This is a genomic window from Rhizobium sp. BR 315 (genome assembly GCF_050577975.1).
Taxonomy (GTDB): domain Bacteria; phylum Pseudomonadota; class Alphaproteobacteria; order Rhizobiales; family Rhizobiaceae; genus Rhizobium; species Rhizobium miluonense.
This window is the reverse complement of sequence record NZ_JARWKZ010000020.1, coordinates 1-18,318: the sequence shown is the minus strand read 5'-3', so window position 1 is coordinate 18,318 and position 18,318 is coordinate 1. Positions and strand designations below refer to the sequence as shown.

Below are 18,318 nucleotides of genomic sequence, written 5' to 3'. Positions count from 1 at the left end.
CTTATGCTTTCTGGGACGTCAGCGTATTATGATTGGTAATGCTACTGTCGCCGTCGGTGGCGTCAGTTGCCGCAAGCGTCTTGCGTTGAAAATCCGTAATGGCGCTGAGTGCCATCTTCTTGTCGTTCTCATCGGTCGTTGCGTTGACGACGCCGCTGTTGCGCATCTTGTCGACCTGTTCCTTGTACATCTTCTCGGCGATGCCGACGCCGCCGTCCTTGGCGAGCGTATTGCCCAGCTGCTCCGCCATCATGCCCTTCCAGATCTCGCCGGCCGAACCCTTGCCGTAGAGCGTCTCGCTATTGGGCAGCATGTTCTTCACGAAGTTCTGCAGCACCATGGCTTCGAACTTGCGATAGGCCTGCGGCACCTTCGTCTGCGCGGCATGCGTATTGGCGTTGCCGAGGCCGGCCTGCGTTGCAGCGCTATTCAGCGCGTCGACAGTCGCACCGAAACCATTGCCGTTTTCGGCTAGGCTGGTGGCGGCAAAGGCAGCTCTGTTGGCGGCGAGCTTGGCCTGAGCAACCTCGACATCGGCCGGATTGGCGGCCTTGACGACATCGAGGACCAAATCACTCGGAGGCGAAATAGCCACGTCACGTCTCCTTCTGCTATCGCACGCTCCCAAAAACTCGATGCAACGATCGCGGGGCATGTCGAATCAAACGGTCAGAGCAAGCGGGCAACCCGATGCTCCATGATTGTGGCGATTATGAATTTTGAACCTTGCTGGAGGCTGGCGTTGCGCCGGCGAAGTGCTGGTCGATGACGTCGTAGACCGCATTGTCATCCGCCTCGCGGGCTTCGAGCGCGCGGGCATCCTTCATATGTTCTTCCAGCCGTTCGGCTTTGGTGCGCTCCTGCTGGACCTTCATCTGAATCATTGTCTGGATGCCTTCCAGCTGTTGATCCTTGATGGTCAGGCGACCGTAGCGTTCGGCATAATGGATGGAGAATGCCATGTGCACGGGATCGACCGAGCCGATGGCATCCATGACCCTTTCCATCGACTCAGTCACTTCCAGGCGCTGGCGTGTGGTATCCGCAAGCTCGTTCTCGGCGATCCGCTCCAGATGACGCTGCACCGCGACGAGGCGCTTCAATTTTTCAGAACGGTTTCTTTCCGCCATCGCCTACCTGCCCACCATGCGACTGTCCCCGGCCACTTCGGAAGTGTGATTGTCGGCCATCCTGCTCATGGGCTAATGCCCGTTGAAGACGGTCAGGAACGCATTGGAGAATTGATTGATCACCGCCGCGATACTCCAATAAAGCATGAACAAGCCACCCATCAGAAGGTACGGCGTGGAGATGAAATAGATCGGAATTTGCGGCGCCAGCTTGTTGATGAAGCCGATCGAAATCTGGAACATCAGACCGTAAAGCAGAAACGGGCTCGACAACCGCAACATGATGAAGAAGGTGGTTGCCAGCGTATCCGTGATCGAAATCAGCGCGGCGCGCGGCTCGATATGGCCGCCAAACGGGATGACGGAATAGGAATCGACCAGCGCCTGGAGAACATAATGATGAAAATCCAGGATGAAGAGAACCATCAGCCCGCAAAAGCTGATGAAGCTGGTCAACGAAGTCTCGCTTGAATCTTCGATGAAATCCGCACCGGCTGGCGCGTTGAAGCCGATCAGCATCGAGATGGCCGTGCCGGCAAACTGCAAGCCCAGCGTATAAATCCGGGCCATCATGCCGTACATCAGGCCGATGATCGTCTCCGTGAAGATCAAGACGATATAGCTTGCGCCGCTGTTCGCCACCGCCGGGTAGATCGTGTTCCAGAGCAGCGGCAGAATGGCCATCGACAGAGCCGCGGCGAGAAGCAGCCTTATCTGCGTCGGCACGCGGCCCGACGAGAACCCCGGGAGTACCATTATACAGCCGCCGATGCGGCAGAAGGCGACGAACAGCGCCAGAATGGTCCCCTGGGGGTCAGTTATCATGAAATCGAACCTAGAATCTTGATCTCGATCCCCTTGGCCAACTCCACATGCGACAAAACCGGAAGCGTCGCGAACAGGCGTTCGATGATCATGCGTACATAGGAGCGCGTTTCCGGCGACGTGACAAGAACGAAGGGCATGCCTCTGTCCATGTATTCACGGATAACTTTGCCTGCCTGTTCGCTGAACTCCTCGAGGCTGCGCGGGTCGATGTCGAATTCGACGATTTCACCCTTCTGGTCGCGCTTCAGCGCCTGATGGAAGACCAGATCCCATTTGCTGCCGAGGCGCAGGACACGCAGCACGCCATTGTCGGCCAGATCGCCGCAGAGCTGCTGGGCCATGCGCACGCGCACATGCTCGACGATCTGCTCGGTCTTGCGCACATGCGGCGCAAGTTCGGCCACAGCTTCGAGAATGAGATGCAGGTTGCGGATAGATACGCGCTCGGCAAGCAGGAGCTTGAGCACGGCCTGCAGGCCAGAATAGGACATATGTGAGGAGCAGATTTCGTCTGCCAGCTTCTTATATTCCGGGTCGAGCCGCTCGATCAGGATCTTCACGTCCTTATAGGAGAGAAGCGCCGGCAGGTTGTTGCGGATAACCTCGCTCATATGGGTAAGCACGACGGAGACGTTGTCGATCGGCTGGAAGCCTTCGCGCTTCAGATCGTCGACGAACGCTTCGAGGACGGAGACAGCAGGCATGCCAAAAGCGGGTTCGCGAATCTCGTCGCCCGGAACGGTCGGCCTGCGGCCAGAGCCGGTGACCACAAGTACTTCGCCGACGCGCAGCATGTTGGAGGCGATCGTCGTGCCGTGGATGCGGATCTGATAGGACTTGTCGGCAATGGCCATGTCGTCGACCACCTTGATCTCCGGCACGACGAAACCATACTGCGTTGCGAACTTCTTGCGCATCTTGCCGACGCGGAAGGCGAGCTCCTGGTGGGCGCCAAGCAGGCGGGTGGAGACGATCTTGCCGAGGGCCAGCTCGATCTCGGCCGTTTTCAGAACGGACTTGACCGAATCCTTCTCCATCTCCTTCGTCTGCATCACCTTCTGCTCTTCGGCATCACGGCGAAGCTTGTTTTCGGCTTCGATCTGGCGCGGAATGAACCAAGCGCCGGAAGCCAGCAGGCCGCCAAGGAACACGAAAGGCAGGAAAGGCATGCCGGGCATCACGGCGAGAATGCCCATCAGGACGGCCGAGACGGCAAGCGCGCGCGGATAGCCGCTCAGCTGATTGATGACAGCCTGGTCGGTGGAGCCGGCCGTACCGCCGCGCGAAACGAGGAGGCCGGCTGCGAGAGACACGACAAGCGCCGGCATCTGCGAAACCAGACCATCGCCGACGGAGAGCTTGACGAAGACATCCGCTGCCTGACCGATCGGCATGCCGTGGCGGAAATAGCCGATGATAATGCCGCCGAAAATATTGATGCAGGTGATCAAAAGGCCAGCGACCGCATCGCCACGCACGAATTTCGAAGCACCGTCCATGGCGCCGAAAAAGGAGCTTTCCTCTTCAAGCTCGCGGCGCCGGCGCTGTGCTTCCTTCTCATCGATCAGGCCGGCCGACAGATCGGCGTCGATCGCCATCTGCTTGCCGGGGATGGCATCCAAGGTGAAACGGGCGCCGACTTCGGCGATACGCGTCGCACCCTTGGTAATGACGATGAAGTTGATGGTAATGAGGATCATGAAGACGATCAGACCGATGACGAAATCGCCCGACATCACCAGGCTGGCAAAGCCGGCGATGACGCCACCGGCAGCATTATGCCCTTCATAGCCGTGAGAGAGGATGACGCGCGTCGTCGCGATATTCAACGCCAGACGAGTCATCGTGGCGATCAGCAGGATCGTCGGGAAGGACGAGAATTCCAGCGGCTTCTTGATCCACAACGCTACCATGAGGATCAGCACCGAAAGCGCGATCGAAAAGGCAAGTCCGAGGTCGATCAGAAACGCCGGGATCGGCAGAAACAGCACGCAAAGGATGACCATGATACCGAGGGCGAACCCGATATCACGGACGCTAGGATTAGCTTTTGGGAGTGCTAGTGCGGGTGGTTGTGCCATCGACCGGTTTCCGTCTCTTCATGAGAGGAGGCAAACGGCTGACCCGCCTGCCCTATTCGAACCGATCTTTAGAAGGCGAAGCTTGCGCGAGAATGGCTTATGCCGGCAAAGCGCGTGATCCGAAAGCCGTTTCGGCCATCGGATCTGATGTTTAGAACCCGGACTGGATTCGCGAGAAGACGAGATTGGTGAAGATCGAAATCTGCGAACCGACGAAGGGAGCCGTGACGCCGATCGTCACCATGACGGCAACGATCTTCGGCACGAAGGTCAATGTCGCTTCCTGCACCTGAGTCAATGCCTGGATCAAGGCAATTACCAGACCAACGACCATGGCGGCAAGAACCGCCGGACCGGAAGCCACAAGCACCGTCCAGATCGCCGCCTGGAAGATATCCAACGCATCGGCTTCATTCATGGCACGTCATCCCTTGTTCAGCGGCTACTCATTAGCTGCCGGTCGAACCCGTGTTCGACGAATCGCTGCTGCTAGTATCCGTCGAAGCGGGCGGCTTATCAATGGTCGTGCCCGCAGGAGCGATCGTTACGCCGGCCTGGATCAGGATCTTGTCGCCGGCATTGGTCTGGGCGATGACACCGTCCGTATAGACGGTTACTTCCTTGATGGTACCCGTCGTCTTGCCGTCGGCACTCATGATCTGCTTGCCGATATAATCGGACGCCTGCGAGATCCACTGGTTCTGCAGCACCGTTTGCAGATGCGAATTCGTCTGGATCTGCTGCTCGACCTGGGAGAAGCTCGCCAGCTGAGAGATCTGCTGGCTGGCGTCCATCGGGCTCGTCGGATCCTGGTTCTTCATCTGCGCGATGAGAAGCTGCAGGAAGTTATTATAGTTCAGGGTAGCGCTTGTGGCGGCAGTTGCGGCTGTGTTCGAGGAGTTGCTCGAAGAGCTGCCGTTCGCGCCGGTAACGGCGTTTACCGCTGCCATGGAGCGATCTCCCGGCGGATATGCTCGATCGTGGCCGCCGGCATTTCCTGATTGTTCAGAATATTGTCCTCGACCGGATAGAGCCCGCGGATCGCCTTCAGTGCGTCGAAGGCGCGGCCGGTGGCGACGAGGCCATCGATGCGCTTCAGCTCGGCCAGCACTTCCTCATTGTTGAAGCACGACAGCAGCATGACGATCGACTTGCGGAACATCGCCGTCGACTGATCCTTGCCCTCCGGATTGATGAGGATCATCTGCGCGATGAAATAAAGCTGGCGCAGCGGAGTCGTTGCATCCTCGGGCTGGAGCACATGGTTCTCAAGCAGGAATGTCACATCATTCAGGAACTCCAGAGCAACCTTGCGATCGACGCGCAGAACGGCCCCGTTGATAAAGATCTTTTCCCCGGCTTTGAGCGATATACGAAGCGTACTTTTCATTTAAGTCCATCCCTGATGATGGTGGTGACATCTATGATGCCTTGATAATTTACCGACTGGCGCCGCTGGATCCGATCGCACTCCTTCAGAATCCAGATGCCGATCGAGATTAGGTTGGCACGCAGTTCGACATTGAGCTGGTTCTCCGGACTTTTGAGGTCCTCGACGAAGCTCACCCATACGCGCCGCGTATAATAGAGAGCTTCGATCGTTTCGCGGCCGTACTTCTCCGCATCACGGGCCGCAGAAAGAAGATTTATCGACCGGTCCAGAACTTGCCGTTCTCGCTCCTTGGCGTCGGCCACTGCATCCTGCATGACTTCCGCATATGAGAACTGATACATTCATGCATCCTTCCTGGTCATTCCTTCCCTTTGATCATCAAAGGTAATTTACGAGACTTAACTGCTGGATCTTGGAGACAATGGTGTAGGCGGTCTGAAGCTGTGTCTGGAGGTTACTGACCTTGGTGGAAGCCTCATAGGGATCCACACCCGTCAAGTCGCCTATGTTGGTAGTGAGAATGGTCTTCTGCGCGTTCAGTGACGTATTCGCGTCAGACAGGCGCGCTTGCGAGAGGCCGAGCTGGCTTGCCTGATTGTTCAATCCGTCAATTGCCTGGCGCGAGTAGCTGATGGCCTGGTCGGCAACCGCGCTCATTGCATCCTGGCTCAGAGCCGGCGTCGTGCTCATCAGAGCGTTGGTGACGCTTGTGGCGAGCGCCAGATAGCGCATGCCGGCCGAATTCGAATTGGTCGAGGTTTCGACGACATCCGTATTGCTGATCCGGCTCGTCATGTTCTGGTCCGATGCGCTCGACCAGCTCGCCCAATTAGCATCGGTCGTGAACATCGGCTCGACGGTGGTGGTGATGAAATCCTTGATCTGGGCTCCGGAGAGCTTGTCGACGGTCACACCTTTGGTCGTAGCGTACGTCGCCAGCGCGTTTTTGATCGCTGTATTCGTCGTAGCCGACTTGTCGGTCATCGGCTGCACGTCGGTGTTGGTGCCGGCGAAAAGATATTCGCCATTGACCATAACGTTGGCCGAGGCAACGACGCTCGACAAGGTCGATGTGGCGAGCTGCTGGCTCAGAGCGATGCTGTTGCTGTCGGTGTTGCCGCGCAATGCCACCAACTGATCCATGAGCTTCTGTGCCTGCGAGCTCATGCCGGTCAGAGCCGTCTGCGACGAAGTCATCCGCTGGTTCGCAATCGAGTTGCTGCCCAGAATGGAATCGATGCGCGAGACTTCTCTCCCCAGGTTGACGCTGAGGGAGGTGTTGCTGCCCAGCGCGACACCGATGTCGGCATAAACGCCGGTGGTCGCCTCCGTCGAGGCATCGGTCATCTCATTGCGCGCCTGACGGATCGTCTGGCGCATGGCGTTCTGAATGGCTTGGCTCGAAATGAAAGAAAGTTTCATGGCTTAGCTCGCAATATCCAATACCGATTGAAGCATCGCATTGACTGCATTCAATATCTTGGTTCCAGCCTTGTAAGACTGTTCGATATCCATCATCAGCTTCAGCTCTTCGTCGAGGCTGACGCCGGTTGCATTCGAATAGGCGCCCGAGGAACGCGACAGAGCTGCGGATGTATTTTCCGCTGCTGTCGTTGCCGTGCTGCGCTGGCCTTCGAGCCAGCCGACAGAGCTGGCCGAGTAGCTCATGAGGGTTGCATTTGTATCAGAACCGGCATGGCTATCAAAGCTCATCTTCGTATTCATCGCGGTGATGAGGCCATCGAGCTGCGTCGAATAGCCGGCGTCCAGCGGCTTGCTCGGGTTCAACGGATCGTAGCTCGGATTGGTGATGTAAGCCGTGCCATTGATGCCGCCATCGCGCAGCAGGGTCTGATTTGTGACCGCAGCCGCGTTGAGCGTGATGGAGCCGGCCAGGCCGGTCACGATCGTCGGATTGCTTAATCCGGTGCCGCTGGTCCATGTGGTCGCACCCGGATAGGTGAATAGGCCTGCCGCCTTCGTTACGGGTGGGCTGGCTGAGCTCGTTGATTCCGCAAAGGTCGTCACCAGGCCGCGAGCAATCTCGTCGAGCTGCTTCTGATAGGTGGGCGCGACATCATCGCGAACCTGAAGTGCCGCCTGAAGGCTGCCTTGCGCCGTTGTCGCTGCACCCTGGCCGACAGTCAGCGCGACACCGTCGACGTAGACGCTATTTCCGGTCGTGGAGGCCGTATACGAACCGGTCGCTTGAAACGTCACCGTGCGCGGGATGGTTTCGAATAGGGTCGTGCCGCTCGAGGTGTAGAGCGCCATGTCGTTGCTGTTGCCACGCGTCACCGCCGTCACGCCGATGATCTGCGAGATCTGCTTCAAGATCGAATCGCGCTGGTCGAGCGCATCGGCGGTAGCACTCGACGTCGGTCCGGCAGTCGTCGTCGCCGATTTCACCGCATCGTTTGCGTCTTTGAACTGCTTTAGCAGGCCATTCAGCGTATCGACGTCGGAGCTGATCTGCTTGTCCGCATCGGTGCGCGCGTTCTGCACCGCAGTCGTGGCATTGTTCAGCGACGTGACCAGGCTTTGAGCCGCATTGATGGCAGCTTTCGCCGCCGTGGTGCTGGACGGCGAGCCCGAATAGGTCTGCATCGCCGTCTGGAAGGCGGTCAGGTAGGTCGAGGGCGCAATCTCGTTGCTATTGCCACCGATCGTTGTAGACTGAAGATTGCTGTAGGCTTTCAGAAGCAGTTGCTGTGCCGAATCCGACGACGAGTTGGCAAGAAATGCCGTCTGCAATGCCGGCTCTTCGCTGCGGGCGATCTTCACCACCTGCGCGCCGGACATGTTGGTCGTCAATATCGCCTGTCGACGCGAATAATCCGAATTATTCGTATTGGCGATATTGTTCGACACGACACTGCTTTGCGTGCCTGTATTGTTGAATATTGCCTGCGCGTTGTTGAGAGCTGTTGTGAGCGACATGACTGACTCGATACCCTATTCGTTTTAGCGCCGCAGATCGGCCGATGGCGCGCCGGATGTGTCAGGATAGCCCATCAGAATGAGGCCGGCGGAGTTGAACGGATTGTCGTTTGCATCGCCCGCCAAAGCACCGGATTGGAGCCGAAACGACCGTCTGCAAGCACTCTGGAATGCGAGGACTGCACGATGAGCCGGCTTCGCATGCGCGGCGATGTTGGAAATGGCGCCCAGACGAATCGTCTGCACATCCCCTTCCGCAATCACAGTCCTCATGCTGCCGAAATTCCTCATCTGGAATCCTTGTTATCCTTCATGTGACTGAGAGTAGGTGGCGGGCCTTGCGTGAAGCTGTCTGAGAGGACAAAAGACCGATCATCTTGAAATCACCCCGCAGAGTGCCACTTGAGACCCTCGCGCAACGCTGACGAGGTGGGAGACGGTAAGGAACAACGCACCATAAGGTACCGGCTACTGCTGCGCATCTTCGCAAATAAGAAGCCCGGGAATCGCTGGATTCCCGGGCTTATGGCCGAATTCTGTAGGCTAGGAGCCGACTGGAAAGCTCAGTCCCAGTCGATGCAATAGCCGAGGAAGCGCTTGGAATCGACGGGGTCGAAGCCGAGCTTCTTGCGCAGCTTCTTGCGCAGCTTCGAAATATGGCTTTCGACGACGTTTTCTTCGACTTCTTCGTCGAAAATGCCGTAGATGGCGTTGAAGATCTGCGTCTTCGTCACCCGGCGGCCGCGGTTGGCGATCAAATATTCCAGGATGCGGCGCTCCCGTCGCGGCAGCGCAAAAATCTCGCCATTGATCTCCGGATCGCGACCGTCAGCAAAGACGCGAATCGGTCCGATATCCGTATAGTTGTTGATAGCCTTGAGCCGCCGGCGGATCGCCGCGGCCCGTGCCAGGATCTCGCGAGGATGTACGGGCTTGCGCACGACATCGTCCACGCCGCAATCAAAGAGTGCAAGCGTCGATTCCAGCGAAGGTTGATCGCTGACGGCGATGACGGGTGCAGTCGTCCGGTCGCGAATCGCCCTGGGAAGCTCATGAACATGCTGCCCCTGACCGATCAAAAACGCTTCAACAGCAGCAATATCGCCCTCTGCAGCCGTCGCGACCCATTCGCCGAATTCGCGTGGATCAAATCCCGTGGACGGGATGCCCTCGCGCCCAAAGAGTGATGTATATCCGTCCTTAACGAGCTCTCGCTCATCAACCACTACGATCATTCGTCCGCCTCCGAATCAGTGTGGTGTTTCGATGACCTATGGGTACGAATCGGGCGAATCACGAACAACTGTCGGAAATGAGTGGCGGGAATTAATAATTGATTAACCATATGGGTGCGATTTGCACTACATCTAGTAGGTCATCTTCATTTCACACCGATAAAAAAGCTGTTAGTTAGCTCATCGTTAACACGTACATTTTGGGCAAACTGGTGGCAGTCAACCGCATCGCATCGGTTAGCGTCAGCTAACCGGGCGGGCAATACAACCTGCGAGTTGTTTAATTCCGACAGAAGGTAGCCGCGTTGGGCGTCCATTTGCCATAACCGGTGGCCACCAGATTGGCGATCACGCGGCAAACATAGACCTTCTGGGCGGGGTCGTTGTTCGGTCCGGCGTGGTATCTTGCTACCGCCATCGTCCAGGTTTCATGCCTGTCATGGAGATTGCGGAGAAACTTGGCAGCATACTCTACGTTGCTGCGCGGGTCGAACATTGCAGCCACGGACGTAAAATTCTCACCGTGGAAATACTGGTTTATCTGCATGCAGCCGACGTCGATAAGCTTGGCGCCGTTCTGCCGTGCAGCAGCAAAAACCTGCAGAGCGGCATTCTCGGACGGAGGGAAGATCGGCCGTCCCTCGACATTGAGGGCATAGGGATAGAGCGATCCCTTGCGTCCCGTCTCCGTCAAGCCGACCGAGTAAAGAATTCCCTCCGGTATTCCGTATTTCACTGCGGCCGACTGGATTTCACGCTCGCAGAGGCCGGCTGCACCATTGTCAGGCGGTGCCGGATTCCCCGAGGCATATGCCTCAGAGGTAAACGGCGCCAGAGCGAGAACGCTGAACGCCACCAGCGGCGCCATCTTCCACGCCGCGCTCACCCGAACTGCGATTGCCATTGTTTTCACCTGCCTGCTGTCCCGAGTAGTTCTGGCCTCGCTGATTTGCACTACCGCCCTGCCCCTGATTCGGCAGGGATTGCTGCTGCGACTGGTTCGACCCGGACTGCCGCCCGCTGTCCGATGGCTGATCCGCATTGGAAGCCAGCGAGACGGTGATGTGATCGACCTGATAGCCTTGAGCCCGTAGCGCATCGACCATGCGGCTCTGATCAGCATGCAGCTGCCTGTAGGCCTCGCCCGTCTGCACCTTCAGATCGACACTCAGCTGATCGCCGGAGAGCCGCATGGTGGCGGTAACGTCGCCGAGATTATCGGGGCGGAGCTGGATCTTGAGCGTGTTGACGACCTTGCCGGTGCTGGTGAGATTCGCAGCATTGGAAAGCGCCGAACCCGGCTGCATGGCTGCCGACCACTCGCGGTCACCCGCTAAAGAACCGGCGACCAGCGCCGAATTGGAATTGGCAGCGAGCCCGAGGTAGCGGCGGGAATCGAGGACGGTCACGGTCTGTGCGTCGCCGCCTGTGCCAACGCCTACCGTGACATCTGCCGCATCGTCACCGCGCTTGGCGATCGACATGTCGAGCGCGCCGTTTCGACCGTCTGCGCGCGTCAACCGAAAGGTCTGCGCTGTATCCGTTACCTTGCCGTCTTCCTGCGGCGCCGGCATAGTGTCCGTCGCGTCGTCCTTCAGCGTGGCATTGGCAGGCACCGTGCCCTGGATCTTCGTATCGCGAGAAGCCTGCCCGACCGCTGTTGTTGGTGTGCCTTGCGCCGCGACGGCGGCCTGAGGAATATTCAGGAGCGACAAGGCGTCGGAGATAGTGGGCGCAGCCTGGCCACTTTGCGTAGGCGCGGCCTTACCATCTTCAGCAGGGGTGGCTGCATCCTTGTCACCCTTCACCGGGGTCTTGCCATTGCCGTCAGTTGGCGCCGGCTTGCCGCCTGGCGTTGCCGCTTCCGTCAATTGCTGTACGATCTCGGCAAGCTGAGCGGCCGCGCGGGTCTGTGCCGGCACCTTGCCGGTATCAGCCATGGTCGCCGCCGGATCGGTCGCCGCAGCACCGGCGTCCGCCGGAGCCGGGCCCGAAGCGGCCTTCTGAAGCTCCATCAATGATTTCGCCAGCGACAGGGCATCGGTCCCCTCCGGAGATTTCGTCCCCTTCGGCAGACCGGCGAGACCTGCAAGATTGGCTGCAGTCGTATCGATCATTCCGGCTCCGATGGTGGCGCTTTCGTCGATGGCAAGACCATTCGCCACGGAACTTTCGGCCGACTTCGTTGCCGCTGCGTCCTTGTCGGTATTGCTGCTGTCGGCAGTACCTGCATTCCCGGCCTTGCCAGTGCCAGCATTCGTGCCGGACGATCTGCGCCCGTTGCCGCGGGAGCTGGTCAGTGCGTCGAGAAAGCCCTTGCCGTCCTCGTCTTGCTTTGACGAGCGGGCGCCCTTGGCGGCAGCAAGAATATCCGCCCCGGAAGAGGCGCCGGATACACCGATGTCGTTCATGATCAATGACTTCCCTGCTTCAACAGACCGTCGATGGCATCGAGCTTCGAGCGGTTCGTTGTGACGAATGCGTTGAACGAAGAGTCGGCCTCCTGCCTCCCCTTCTCCGGGGCGGGAGCTGCCTTTGCCGCGGCTCCCTGCTCAACACCCGCCGTGGTGGGAGATTGGCCTCCCCCTTGATTCGTCACAGCAGCATCGTGTTCAGTATTCTGTTGATTGGGCAGGTTAGGAACATTGCCTTGCCCGAGGCTTGCAGGATCCGGCGCTCGCAAGATCTCTTGTGCGACGGCCTTGGCAGCATCGCGCAGAGCGCGATCCCGTGCGTTCAATTCTCCGGCCGGCATCTGATTGAGGTTGTCGATCGCCGCTTCCAGACCTGGCGTCGATATGCCGGCGACACCGCCATAGAAGCCTGCCAAAGCGCCAAAGGCATCGCCGCCATCGTTCGATATGGCCTGGGCACGGCCGGCGGCCAGCGCTGCGAGATCGGACTTGCCGGCGATCGCCGCGCGGCGCGCCATGCGCAGATAGATCTCCCGCTGCCTGGGCGGATCCATGAAGGACAGGATGTCGATGATGTCCTGCTGCTTGATGTCTGAATCGTGATCCACCGCCAGCTGAACGAAGAGGTCGGCGAACTGGCTGGCATAGGGGGAATGCAGGAAGCGTCTCGTATAACGCCGCGCATAGTCGAGCCCCATCGGGACGAGCCCCGCATCGGTGCTTAGGGCAAGCGAGCGTCGCAGCGCGGATTCCTCGACGATCGTGCCGGGTGCCAGCAGACGAGCCCAATCGTAGAGCTTCAACGCCGCCGTGACATTCTTGCCAGACATGACATTACCGGCGACCAGCGAAAGATAGGGGCCGATCGGCTTGTCGCGGTATTCCCTGGCAATATCGGCAAGCGTGTTGACGACCAGCAGTCCCTTGCCGTTGAGATACTTCCGGAGAATATCGGCAACGCGATTGTCGAAATTGCCGTTGACGTCGCGCGACATCAGATATTCGAGCGTTTGCGGATTGCCGCCGCTCATCGCATAGGTCAGTGCGGCATCGACATTGCGGGTATCTTCAAAGATGGATTTATCCGCATTGCGCAGGCGGGCATCGATGGTGGCGAGCAGAAAGCGTTGCATCTCTCCAGCCGAGCTATCGCCCGCAACAACGGAATCCTGCACGAATTCAAGCGAGCGCAGCATCTTGTAGAGCGGCAGGTTGTCCTGCCCCTCCGCACGAGCGCCTCCCGGCACGAGGATGCCGAGGGTCAGCGCAAGCGCAAGACGATGACGATGCTGTTTGCGCGCCATGACCTATCCCTGCTTGCCTTGACCCGGCTTGCCCTTTTCCGTCGCCGGCTTGGCCGGGGTCTGGGTAGTGGGCTTCACGGGGTCCTTCGTAGCCTGGCTCGACGGACTGACGATCAGAATCTCGATGCGGCGATTAGCGTCGTTGAAGGGATCATCGGGCAGCTTCAGCCGCCGGTCTGCAAATCCGGAAACCTGCGCGATCCGCTTTTCATCCAAGCCGCCGCTGGTCAGCATGTAGTAGGCGCTCTGGGCGCGGTCGAGCGACAGACGCCAGTTGTCATTGCGGCCGCCGACCATATAGGGGCGTCCGTCGGTATGGCCGCGGACCAGGATTGCTCCCTTGCGCTCCGCCAGAACCTTGCCGATCTTTTCCATCGCCAGCACCATTTCCCGGCGCGGCACGGCAGAGCCGATGTTGAACATCGGGTCGTTGCTCTGATCGGAAATCGTTACCAGCAAACCGCCCTCGACGGACGTTACCTGAAGACCCTCCGCCAGCTGGCCCGCGATGCCGCCGATCTGCGACTGGATTTCCTGCTGCAGTTCCTTGGCTTCCTGCTGCTGGGCTTTCGTCGGCGGGGTGTCCTTGGCCTGGGAGGCGGCGGCATTATCCTGGAAGCTCGAGGCAGTGCCTTGTTCGGTTGCGCTCGCGACCTGCTGCTGTGCTTGCTTGCCTTGCTGCTTGCCGATGGCCTGCTGTCCGGTAGCCTGTTGCTCGCTCAGGGTCGGCTGCTGTTCCGGGGTCTGCGGCTGCGTCGCCGGCTGGCCGCTGTCTGCAGCAGTCGCCTTGGACAGGGCGATAACCTCCCCCTTGGGTGACTGATCCGACTTGGCGGACTGTTCCTCGTTCGCCATCTTCGACGCGCTGGAAACGTGAACCTGCTTGGTCCAGAAATCCGGATCGAAGGGATCGCGATAGGCCTGACCGCCTTCGGCACCCGTCGCCGGGCCGGACTGCGCAGCACCGCCCTCGCCCTTGGCGCTGACATTGGCTTGCTGGCCGACTTCCTGTGCGATTTCGGCCAGAACCGAGTAGGGATTCTCGAAGAAATCGGCTTCGGAATAATTCGTCTGATCGCCGGATGTCGACGTCAGATCCTCGCCGGTCTTGGCCGACTTGCCGTCATTGGGCCTGTCCTGCGGCTTGTCCGACTTCTGCTGGTTCTTTTCGCCCTGAGCCTGATCGACAGGCTTCTTGAGCCCCTTCTCGGTCGGCTTCTCGTCGGCGAGCTTGATCGGATTGAAATAGGAAGCGACCGAGGCCTTCGTCTCCTCGTTGGCGGCATTGACCAGCCACATGACGAGGAAGAAGGCCATCATGGCGGTCATGAAGTCGGCATAGGCGATCTTCCACGCACCACCATGGCCGCCTTCGTGATCGCCGCCGCCGTGGCGCTTGACGATGATGATCTCATGCTTTGCTTGATTTTGATCGCCGTCGCTCATTTCAGAATCTCTTTCAGGCCCGCAGCCCAGGCAGACATGCGGGTCACAAGAACGCTTTCACCGATCGTGACAGTGAGATCGACATCCTCAACCTCGACGTGGCGCAGGAAAGCAGCCTCTTCACCAAGATGGGCTTCAAGGGCCTCGAAGAGATGGCGCGGACCGCTCACCGAGACCGGGCCGGCGCTGCCATCCAGAATTGCCGTCCTGACTAAGTCGGAGAGGTCGGCGACAGCCTTCGTCGTCAGGGTTTCAGTCATGACCGGCGCAAGGACTGCTGCGGCGTCCGCGCTGATTGCCTGGCCAAGCGTCGTTGCGATGCGGGCCAAATCTGCAGCGATCTTCTGTGCCGCCTGCTCTTCGTACTGCGCCCGAAGAGCATCCATTTCGGCGCGGAAGGAAGCGGTCACGGCATCGAGCTCTGCCTGATGCTTTTGGGACAAATCCTGCGTCGCCGCTTCATGCCCTTCCGCATAGGCGGCGCGACGCTCGGCCTCGACATCGACCGGCGGCTCCAAGGCGGGCTCAGGAAATTCCGCCGGCTCCGCAAAGACCGTGTCCGAGAAGTCGGCGGGCGGGGTCTGTTCGGCGCTGAAATCCTTGAGATATCGGGATAGTGTCAAGCTCAAGCGCGCATCTCCTCGTTTGCGTCGGTAGGACGCTGGCGGTAGATGCCACAAGAGGGCCGATCATTTCCCATTCTCAAAACGTCGATCATCACGCTTCCGGTTTCCGTCCTCTGGCAGCGCTCTGCGGAGATGACGACTATCTCCGGCAAACGGCGCAACCATGCCACTGCGCTGGACCGTAGGCAGTCAAACTTGTGCGAGGATGAATGCGGGGCGGCACGGCCGGATCGGCAATGCCGCCCGACATCACTTCGACTGAAGGATAATCAACACCTTGCTCGCCATGCTGTTGGCGATCGACAATGCCTGAACGCCCATCTGCTGCGCCGTCTGCAGCGCGGACTGCCGCACGGACGCTTCTTCCATATTCGTATCGACGAGATCGCCGACACTGCTTTTGATGGTGTCGCTGAGCTTGGAAATGTAGTTCGACTGGTCGTCGATATTAGACTTCATCATGCCCAGCGTCGAAGCCGCCGTGGTCGCCGACTTCAGAAGCGAGTTCGTGACATTGAGCATGTCCGTAAGCTGGGCGTCCGTCGTGGTGCTGGAGATGGCGATTTCCGTGCCGCCGGCCGGCGGCGTGCCGGCATCGGCAGCCAGAAGATAATAGTTGCGAGGCGTCGAGCTGCTGCCGGATGCGCCGAGCGCGCTTGCGTCGACATTCTTCGTCAACAATCCCCGGCTGGGATCGAAGGTATCGATCATCAGGGTCTGGGAGCTGTCATAGCCGATGGTCGTGAGGCTTATCTGGCCACCTGCGCCGCGGGTGAAGTTGCTGATCACGGACTGTTGCGTGCTGGGCTGCTCGCCGGTGTTGTAGAGCCAGTTTTCGCTGGAAAAGGCTGCCGACTGCGTGACCGCCTGCAACTGGTCCTTGAGCTGCTGGATATCGGAGTTGACCGCATCCTTGTTCGTGCCCGCTTCACTTGCCGAAACGAGCTTGGACTGGATCTTGGTCAGCAGGCTGACGACCGAATCCATCGCGGTCGACGCGGTATCGACCTTGGAGGAACCAAGGCCAAGCGCATCGTTGATGGTGGAAAGGCTGCTCTGGTCCGAGCGCATGGTGTTCGCCATCGACCAGTAGGTGGGGCTGTCGCTCGCATTCTGGACGCGGAAGCCGGATGAGACCTGCTGCTGCGCGACACCGAGGTCTTTGTTGATTCCACGCAGCACGATCAACGCCGCAGACGTGGCCGCATTCGCCGTCACATTGCTCATCTAAAAAATCCGTAATTCCATTGGGATTGGCAAACCGGGCAAATCCGGCAGCAACGATTGGCCTCATGCCCACCAGCGGGAAATAAATATCCCAGCGCGGCCCGTCGCTAAAACAAGATGCAGTTCCCGCTTTGCGGAAAGTCGGGAGCCAGCTCCTGCGCAAAAACTACAAATCAGTTATCGGTAAGGTTAACAAAAGCCTGGGCGCGACGACAAGAGAGAAATGCCGCCGCGCTATCTTAACGCAAGCTCCGATCAAGCTTTGAACAGCGACAGCACGTTCTGTGCGCTCGTGTTGGCAATCTGCAGCGACTGGATTGCCAGCTGCTGCTGCGTCTGTAGTGCCGACAGCTTGCTCGACTCCTGTTCCATATTCGCATCGACGAGCTTGCCGACACCCGAATCGATCGTATCGCGCAGCGTGGAGACGAAGTTGGTCTGCAGGTCGATACGCGTCGAGAGCGAGCCAAGCTGAGAAGACGTACTCGTCATGGAGTTGAGCGCGCCCTGGACGAGATTCATCGCCTTGCCGATATCGCCGTTGGTCATGTTGGTGATGTCGAGGCTGAAGACGGAATAGGAGTTGCTGCCGATCGTCTGCTTGCTGCCGAGAATGCCGGAACTGGTATCGAGCGCGCCGCTGGGCTTTGCGCCGAACATGACGTTGCCATGGGAGCCGGTATCGAAGCTGTAGCTGGTGCTGTTGACGGAAACCGTGCCGTTGTTGTTGCGAACGAAGGAGGAAACGACGGAGGCCGAGGCGCCATTGGCTGCATACATCCAGTTCTGACCGGAGAAGGAGGCCGATTGGGCAATGCTTTCCAATTGCTGCTGAAGCTGCGAGATCTCCTGCTGCACGTCCCCCTTGGAGACGCTGTTTTCGGTCGCTGCGACGAGCTTGTCCTTGATTTGCCCGACGACGGTGAGGGCAGTGCTCATCGCCGTATAGGCGGTGTCGACTTTGGCGGCACCCAGACCCAGCGCATCGGACACCGCGGACAGCGCGCTGTTGTCGGAACGCATGGAGGTCGCGATCGACCAATAGGCAGCGTTGTCGGATGCCTTGGCAACACGATAGCCGGAGGAAACGCGGCTTTGGGTATCCTGCAGATTGTTATTGATCGAGCGCAGGGTCTGGAGCGCGGACATAGCCGCGACGTTGGTCAGGATGCTGGTCATTGAAGGTGCCCCTTGTGGCTGAAATTGGAAGGGACATTCCGGTCTGTGGCCGGGAACGGAGATCAGCCTCATGCTTGTTAACCGGCTCTTAGGAGTGGTTAACCAACCGTTGCGTTAGCTGCAACTGACAGCAATAGCGTTAATAAAAGGTTAATGCCGCCACAAAAGTTAACAAAATCAGACCACATCAGATCCGGCGAGCGCGGCCGACGACATCATCTTTGGCGGTACGTAATTGGCCAATAAAAAAGAAAACCGCGCCTTCCAGGGAGGGCGCGGTGAAGTCGTCATTGCGTATTTCAGCCGGCGTTGGACGCCGACGCTTGCTATTAGCCGCGGAACAGCGACAGGATCGACTGGCTCGAGGAGTTGGCGATCGAGAGCGACTGGACGGCGAGCTGCTGCTGCGTCTGCAGAGCCGACAGCTTGCTCGATTCCTGTTCCATGTTGGCGTCAACCAGCTTGCCGACGCCCGACTGGATCGAGTCGGACAGCGACGAAGCGAAGCTCGTCTG

The 18,318-nt window shown here is 58.9% G+C and carries 20 protein-coding genes; all 20 read right to left on the bottom strand.

What is annotated here, in order from left to right; translation table 11 throughout:
* Position 1 precedes the first annotated feature (1 nt).
* On the bottom strand, positions 2 to 595 hold the full coding sequence (locus QD409_RS19370) for a rod-binding protein (RefSeq protein WP_092851307.1): 594 nt from the start codon (positions 593 to 595) through the stop codon (positions 2 to 4).
* A 115-nt stretch (positions 596 to 710) separates the two neighbouring features.
* Positions 711 to 1,130 (bottom strand): hypothetical protein, encoded by a 420-nt coding sequence (locus QD409_RS19365; RefSeq protein WP_092851311.1) that lies wholly within the window; start codon positions 1,128 to 1,130, stop codon positions 711 to 713.
* Between the two features lie 72 nt (positions 1,131 to 1,202).
* Positions 1,203 to 1,955 carry a flagellar biosynthetic protein FliR gene (gene fliR, locus QD409_RS19360; protein ID WP_092851313.1) on the bottom strand — a complete coding sequence of 251 codons (753 nt, stop codon included), beginning with the start codon at positions 1,953 to 1,955 and terminating at the stop codon, positions 1,203 to 1,205.
* A complete protein-coding gene (flhA, locus tag QD409_RS19355; RefSeq protein ID WP_092851317.1) occupies positions 1,952 to 4,039 on the bottom strand; it encodes a flagellar biosynthesis protein FlhA in 2,088 nt (695 codons plus the stop codon). Before flhA ends, fliR begins: the two co-directional genes overlap by 4 nt.
* 151 nt (positions 4,040 to 4,190) lie before the next feature.
* Complete coding sequence (gene fliQ / locus QD409_RS19350) at positions 4,191 to 4,457, bottom strand: flagellar biosynthesis protein FliQ (protein ID WP_004114921.1); 267 nt, start codon at positions 4,455 to 4,457, stop codon at positions 4,191 to 4,193.
* Positions 4,458 to 4,488: 31 nt separating this feature from the next.
* Positions 4,489 to 4,989, bottom strand: a complete 501-nt coding sequence (flgD, locus tag QD409_RS19345; protein WP_430763384.1) for a flagellar hook assembly protein FlgD — start codon at positions 4,987 to 4,989, stop codon at positions 4,489 to 4,491.
* Entirely contained in the window at positions 4,977 to 5,429 is a 453-nt protein-coding gene (gene flbT, locus QD409_RS19340; RefSeq protein ID WP_092851325.1) for a flagellar biosynthesis repressor FlbT, read from the bottom strand. The genes flgD and flbT overlap by 13 nt, the downstream gene beginning before the upstream one ends.
* A complete protein-coding gene (flaF, locus tag QD409_RS19335) occupies positions 5,426 to 5,773 on the bottom strand; it encodes a flagellar biosynthesis regulator FlaF (protein WP_004114928.1) in 348 nt (115 codons plus the stop codon). Before flaF ends, flbT begins: the two co-directional genes overlap by 4 nt.
* A 37-nt stretch (positions 5,774 to 5,810) precedes the next feature.
* The gene (locus QD409_RS19330) at positions 5,811 to 6,854 is read right to left on the bottom strand and encodes a flagellar hook-associated family protein (protein WP_092851327.1); all 1,044 of its coding nucleotides are present in this window, start codon (positions 6,852 to 6,854) and stop codon (positions 5,811 to 5,813) included.
* A 3-nt stretch (positions 6,855 to 6,857) separates the two neighbouring features.
* Entirely contained in the window at positions 6,858 to 8,372 is a 1,515-nt protein-coding gene (flgK, locus tag QD409_RS19325) for a flagellar hook-associated protein FlgK (protein WP_430763383.1), read from the bottom strand.
* Between the two features lie 24 nt (positions 8,373 to 8,396).
* Positions 8,397 to 8,645 (bottom strand): hypothetical protein, encoded by a 249-nt coding sequence (locus QD409_RS19320; protein WP_139115069.1) that lies wholly within the window; start codon positions 8,643 to 8,645, stop codon positions 8,397 to 8,399.
* A 290-nt stretch (positions 8,646 to 8,935) separates the two neighbouring features.
* Positions 8,936 to 9,607 (bottom strand): transcriptional activator Rem, encoded by a 672-nt coding sequence (rem, locus tag QD409_RS19315; RefSeq protein WP_092851334.1) that lies wholly within the window; start codon positions 9,605 to 9,607, stop codon positions 8,936 to 8,938.
* A gap of 280 nt (positions 9,608 to 9,887) precedes the next feature.
* Entirely contained in the window at positions 9,888 to 10,475 is a 588-nt protein-coding gene (locus QD409_RS19310) for a lytic transglycosylase domain-containing protein (protein WP_092851335.1), read from the bottom strand.
* Positions 10,423 to 12,018, bottom strand: coding sequence for a flagellar hook-length control protein FliK (locus tag QD409_RS19305; RefSeq protein ID WP_430763382.1), 1,596 nt, complete (start codon positions 12,016 to 12,018; stop codon positions 10,423 to 10,425). Before QD409_RS19305 ends, QD409_RS19310 begins: the two co-directional genes overlap by 53 nt.
* A 2-nt stretch (positions 12,019 to 12,020) precedes the next feature.
* Complete coding sequence (motC, locus tag QD409_RS19300; protein WP_092851341.1) at positions 12,021 to 13,325, bottom strand: chemotaxis protein MotC; 1,305 nt, start codon at positions 13,323 to 13,325, stop codon at positions 12,021 to 12,023.
* Positions 13,326 to 13,328: 3 nt separating this feature from the next.
* Positions 13,329 to 14,771 carry a MotB family protein gene (locus QD409_RS19295; protein WP_092851344.1) on the bottom strand — a complete coding sequence of 481 codons (1,443 nt, stop codon included), beginning with the start codon at positions 14,769 to 14,771 and terminating at the stop codon, positions 13,329 to 13,331.
* On the bottom strand, positions 14,768 to 15,400 hold the full coding sequence (locus QD409_RS19290; RefSeq protein WP_092851349.1) for a hypothetical protein: 633 nt from the start codon (positions 15,398 to 15,400) through the stop codon (positions 14,768 to 14,770). The genes QD409_RS19295 and QD409_RS19290 overlap by 4 nt, the downstream gene beginning before the upstream one ends.
* A 246-nt stretch (positions 15,401 to 15,646) precedes the next feature.
* Complete coding sequence (locus QD409_RS19285; protein WP_092851353.1) at positions 15,647 to 16,624, bottom strand: flagellin; 978 nt, start codon at positions 16,622 to 16,624, stop codon at positions 15,647 to 15,649.
* A 255-nt stretch (positions 16,625 to 16,879) separates the two neighbouring features.
* Positions 16,880 to 17,803, bottom strand: a complete 924-nt coding sequence (locus tag QD409_RS19280) for a flagellin (RefSeq protein WP_092851355.1) — start codon at positions 17,801 to 17,803, stop codon at positions 16,880 to 16,882.
* Positions 17,804 to 18,132: 329 nt separating this feature from the next.
* The coding region (locus tag QD409_RS19275; RefSeq protein ID WP_430763381.1) for a flagellin at positions 18,133 to 18,318 on the bottom strand (186 nt) is incomplete at its 5' end.

What these genes read in the sequence shown, in the direction of transcription:
- flgK (WP_430763383.1), bottom strand. Translation starts at nt 8,372, where the DNA reads ATGTCGCTCACAACAGCTCTCAACAACGCGCAGGCAATATTCAACAAT.
- QD409_RS19280 (WP_092851355.1), bottom strand. Translation starts at nt 17,803, where the DNA reads ATGACCAGCATCCTGACCAACGTCGCGGCTATGTCCGCGCTCCAGACC.
- rem (WP_092851334.1), bottom strand. Translation starts at nt 9,607, where the DNA reads ATGATCGTAGTGGTTGATGAGCGAGAGCTCGTTAAGGACGGATATACA.
- QD409_RS19305 (WP_430763382.1), bottom strand. Translation starts at nt 12,018, where the DNA reads ATGAACGACATCGGTGTATCCGGCGCCTCTTCCGGGGCGGATATTCTT.
- flbT (WP_092851325.1), bottom strand. Translation starts at nt 5,429, where the DNA reads ATGAAAAGTACGCTTCGTATATCGCTCAAAGCCGGGGAAAAGATCTTT.
- QD409_RS19330 (WP_092851327.1), bottom strand. Translation starts at nt 6,854, where the DNA reads ATGAAACTTTCTTTCATTTCGAGCCAAGCCATTCAGAACGCCATGCGC.
- QD409_RS19295 (WP_092851344.1), bottom strand. Translation starts at nt 14,771, where the DNA reads ATGAGCGACGGCGATCAAAATCAAGCAAAGCATGAGATCATCATCGTC.
- fliR (WP_092851313.1), bottom strand. Translation starts at nt 1,955, where the DNA reads ATGATAACTGACCCCCAGGGGACCATTCTGGCGCTGTTCGTCGCCTTC.
- flaF (WP_004114928.1), bottom strand. Translation starts at nt 5,773, where the DNA reads ATGTATCAGTTCTCATATGCGGAAGTCATGCAGGATGCAGTGGCCGAC.
- QD409_RS19365 (WP_092851311.1), bottom strand. Translation starts at nt 1,130, where the DNA reads ATGGCGGAAAGAAACCGTTCTGAAAAATTGAAGCGCCTCGTCGCGGTG.
- motC (WP_092851341.1), bottom strand. Translation starts at nt 13,325, where the DNA reads ATGGCGCGCAAACAGCATCGTCATCGTCTTGCGCTTGCGCTGACCCTC.
- QD409_RS19320 (WP_139115069.1), bottom strand. Translation starts at nt 8,645, where the DNA reads ATGAGGACTGTGATTGCGGAAGGGGATGTGCAGACGATTCGTCTGGGC.
- flhA (WP_092851317.1), bottom strand. Translation starts at nt 4,039, where the DNA reads ATGGCACAACCACCCGCACTAGCACTCCCAAAAGCTAATCCTAGCGTC.
- flgD (WP_430763384.1), bottom strand. Translation starts at nt 4,989, where the DNA reads ATGGCAGCGGTAAACGCCGTTACCGGCGCGAACGGCAGCTCTTCGAGC.
- QD409_RS19310 (WP_092851335.1), bottom strand. Translation starts at nt 10,475, where the DNA reads ATGGCGCCGCTGGTGGCGTTCAGCGTTCTCGCTCTGGCGCCGTTTACC.
- QD409_RS19285 (WP_092851353.1), bottom strand. Translation starts at nt 16,624, where the DNA reads ATGAGCAATGTGACGGCGAATGCGGCCACGTCTGCGGCGTTGATCGTG.
- fliQ (WP_004114921.1), bottom strand. Translation starts at nt 4,457, where the DNA reads ATGAATGAAGCCGATGCGTTGGATATCTTCCAGGCGGCGATCTGGACG.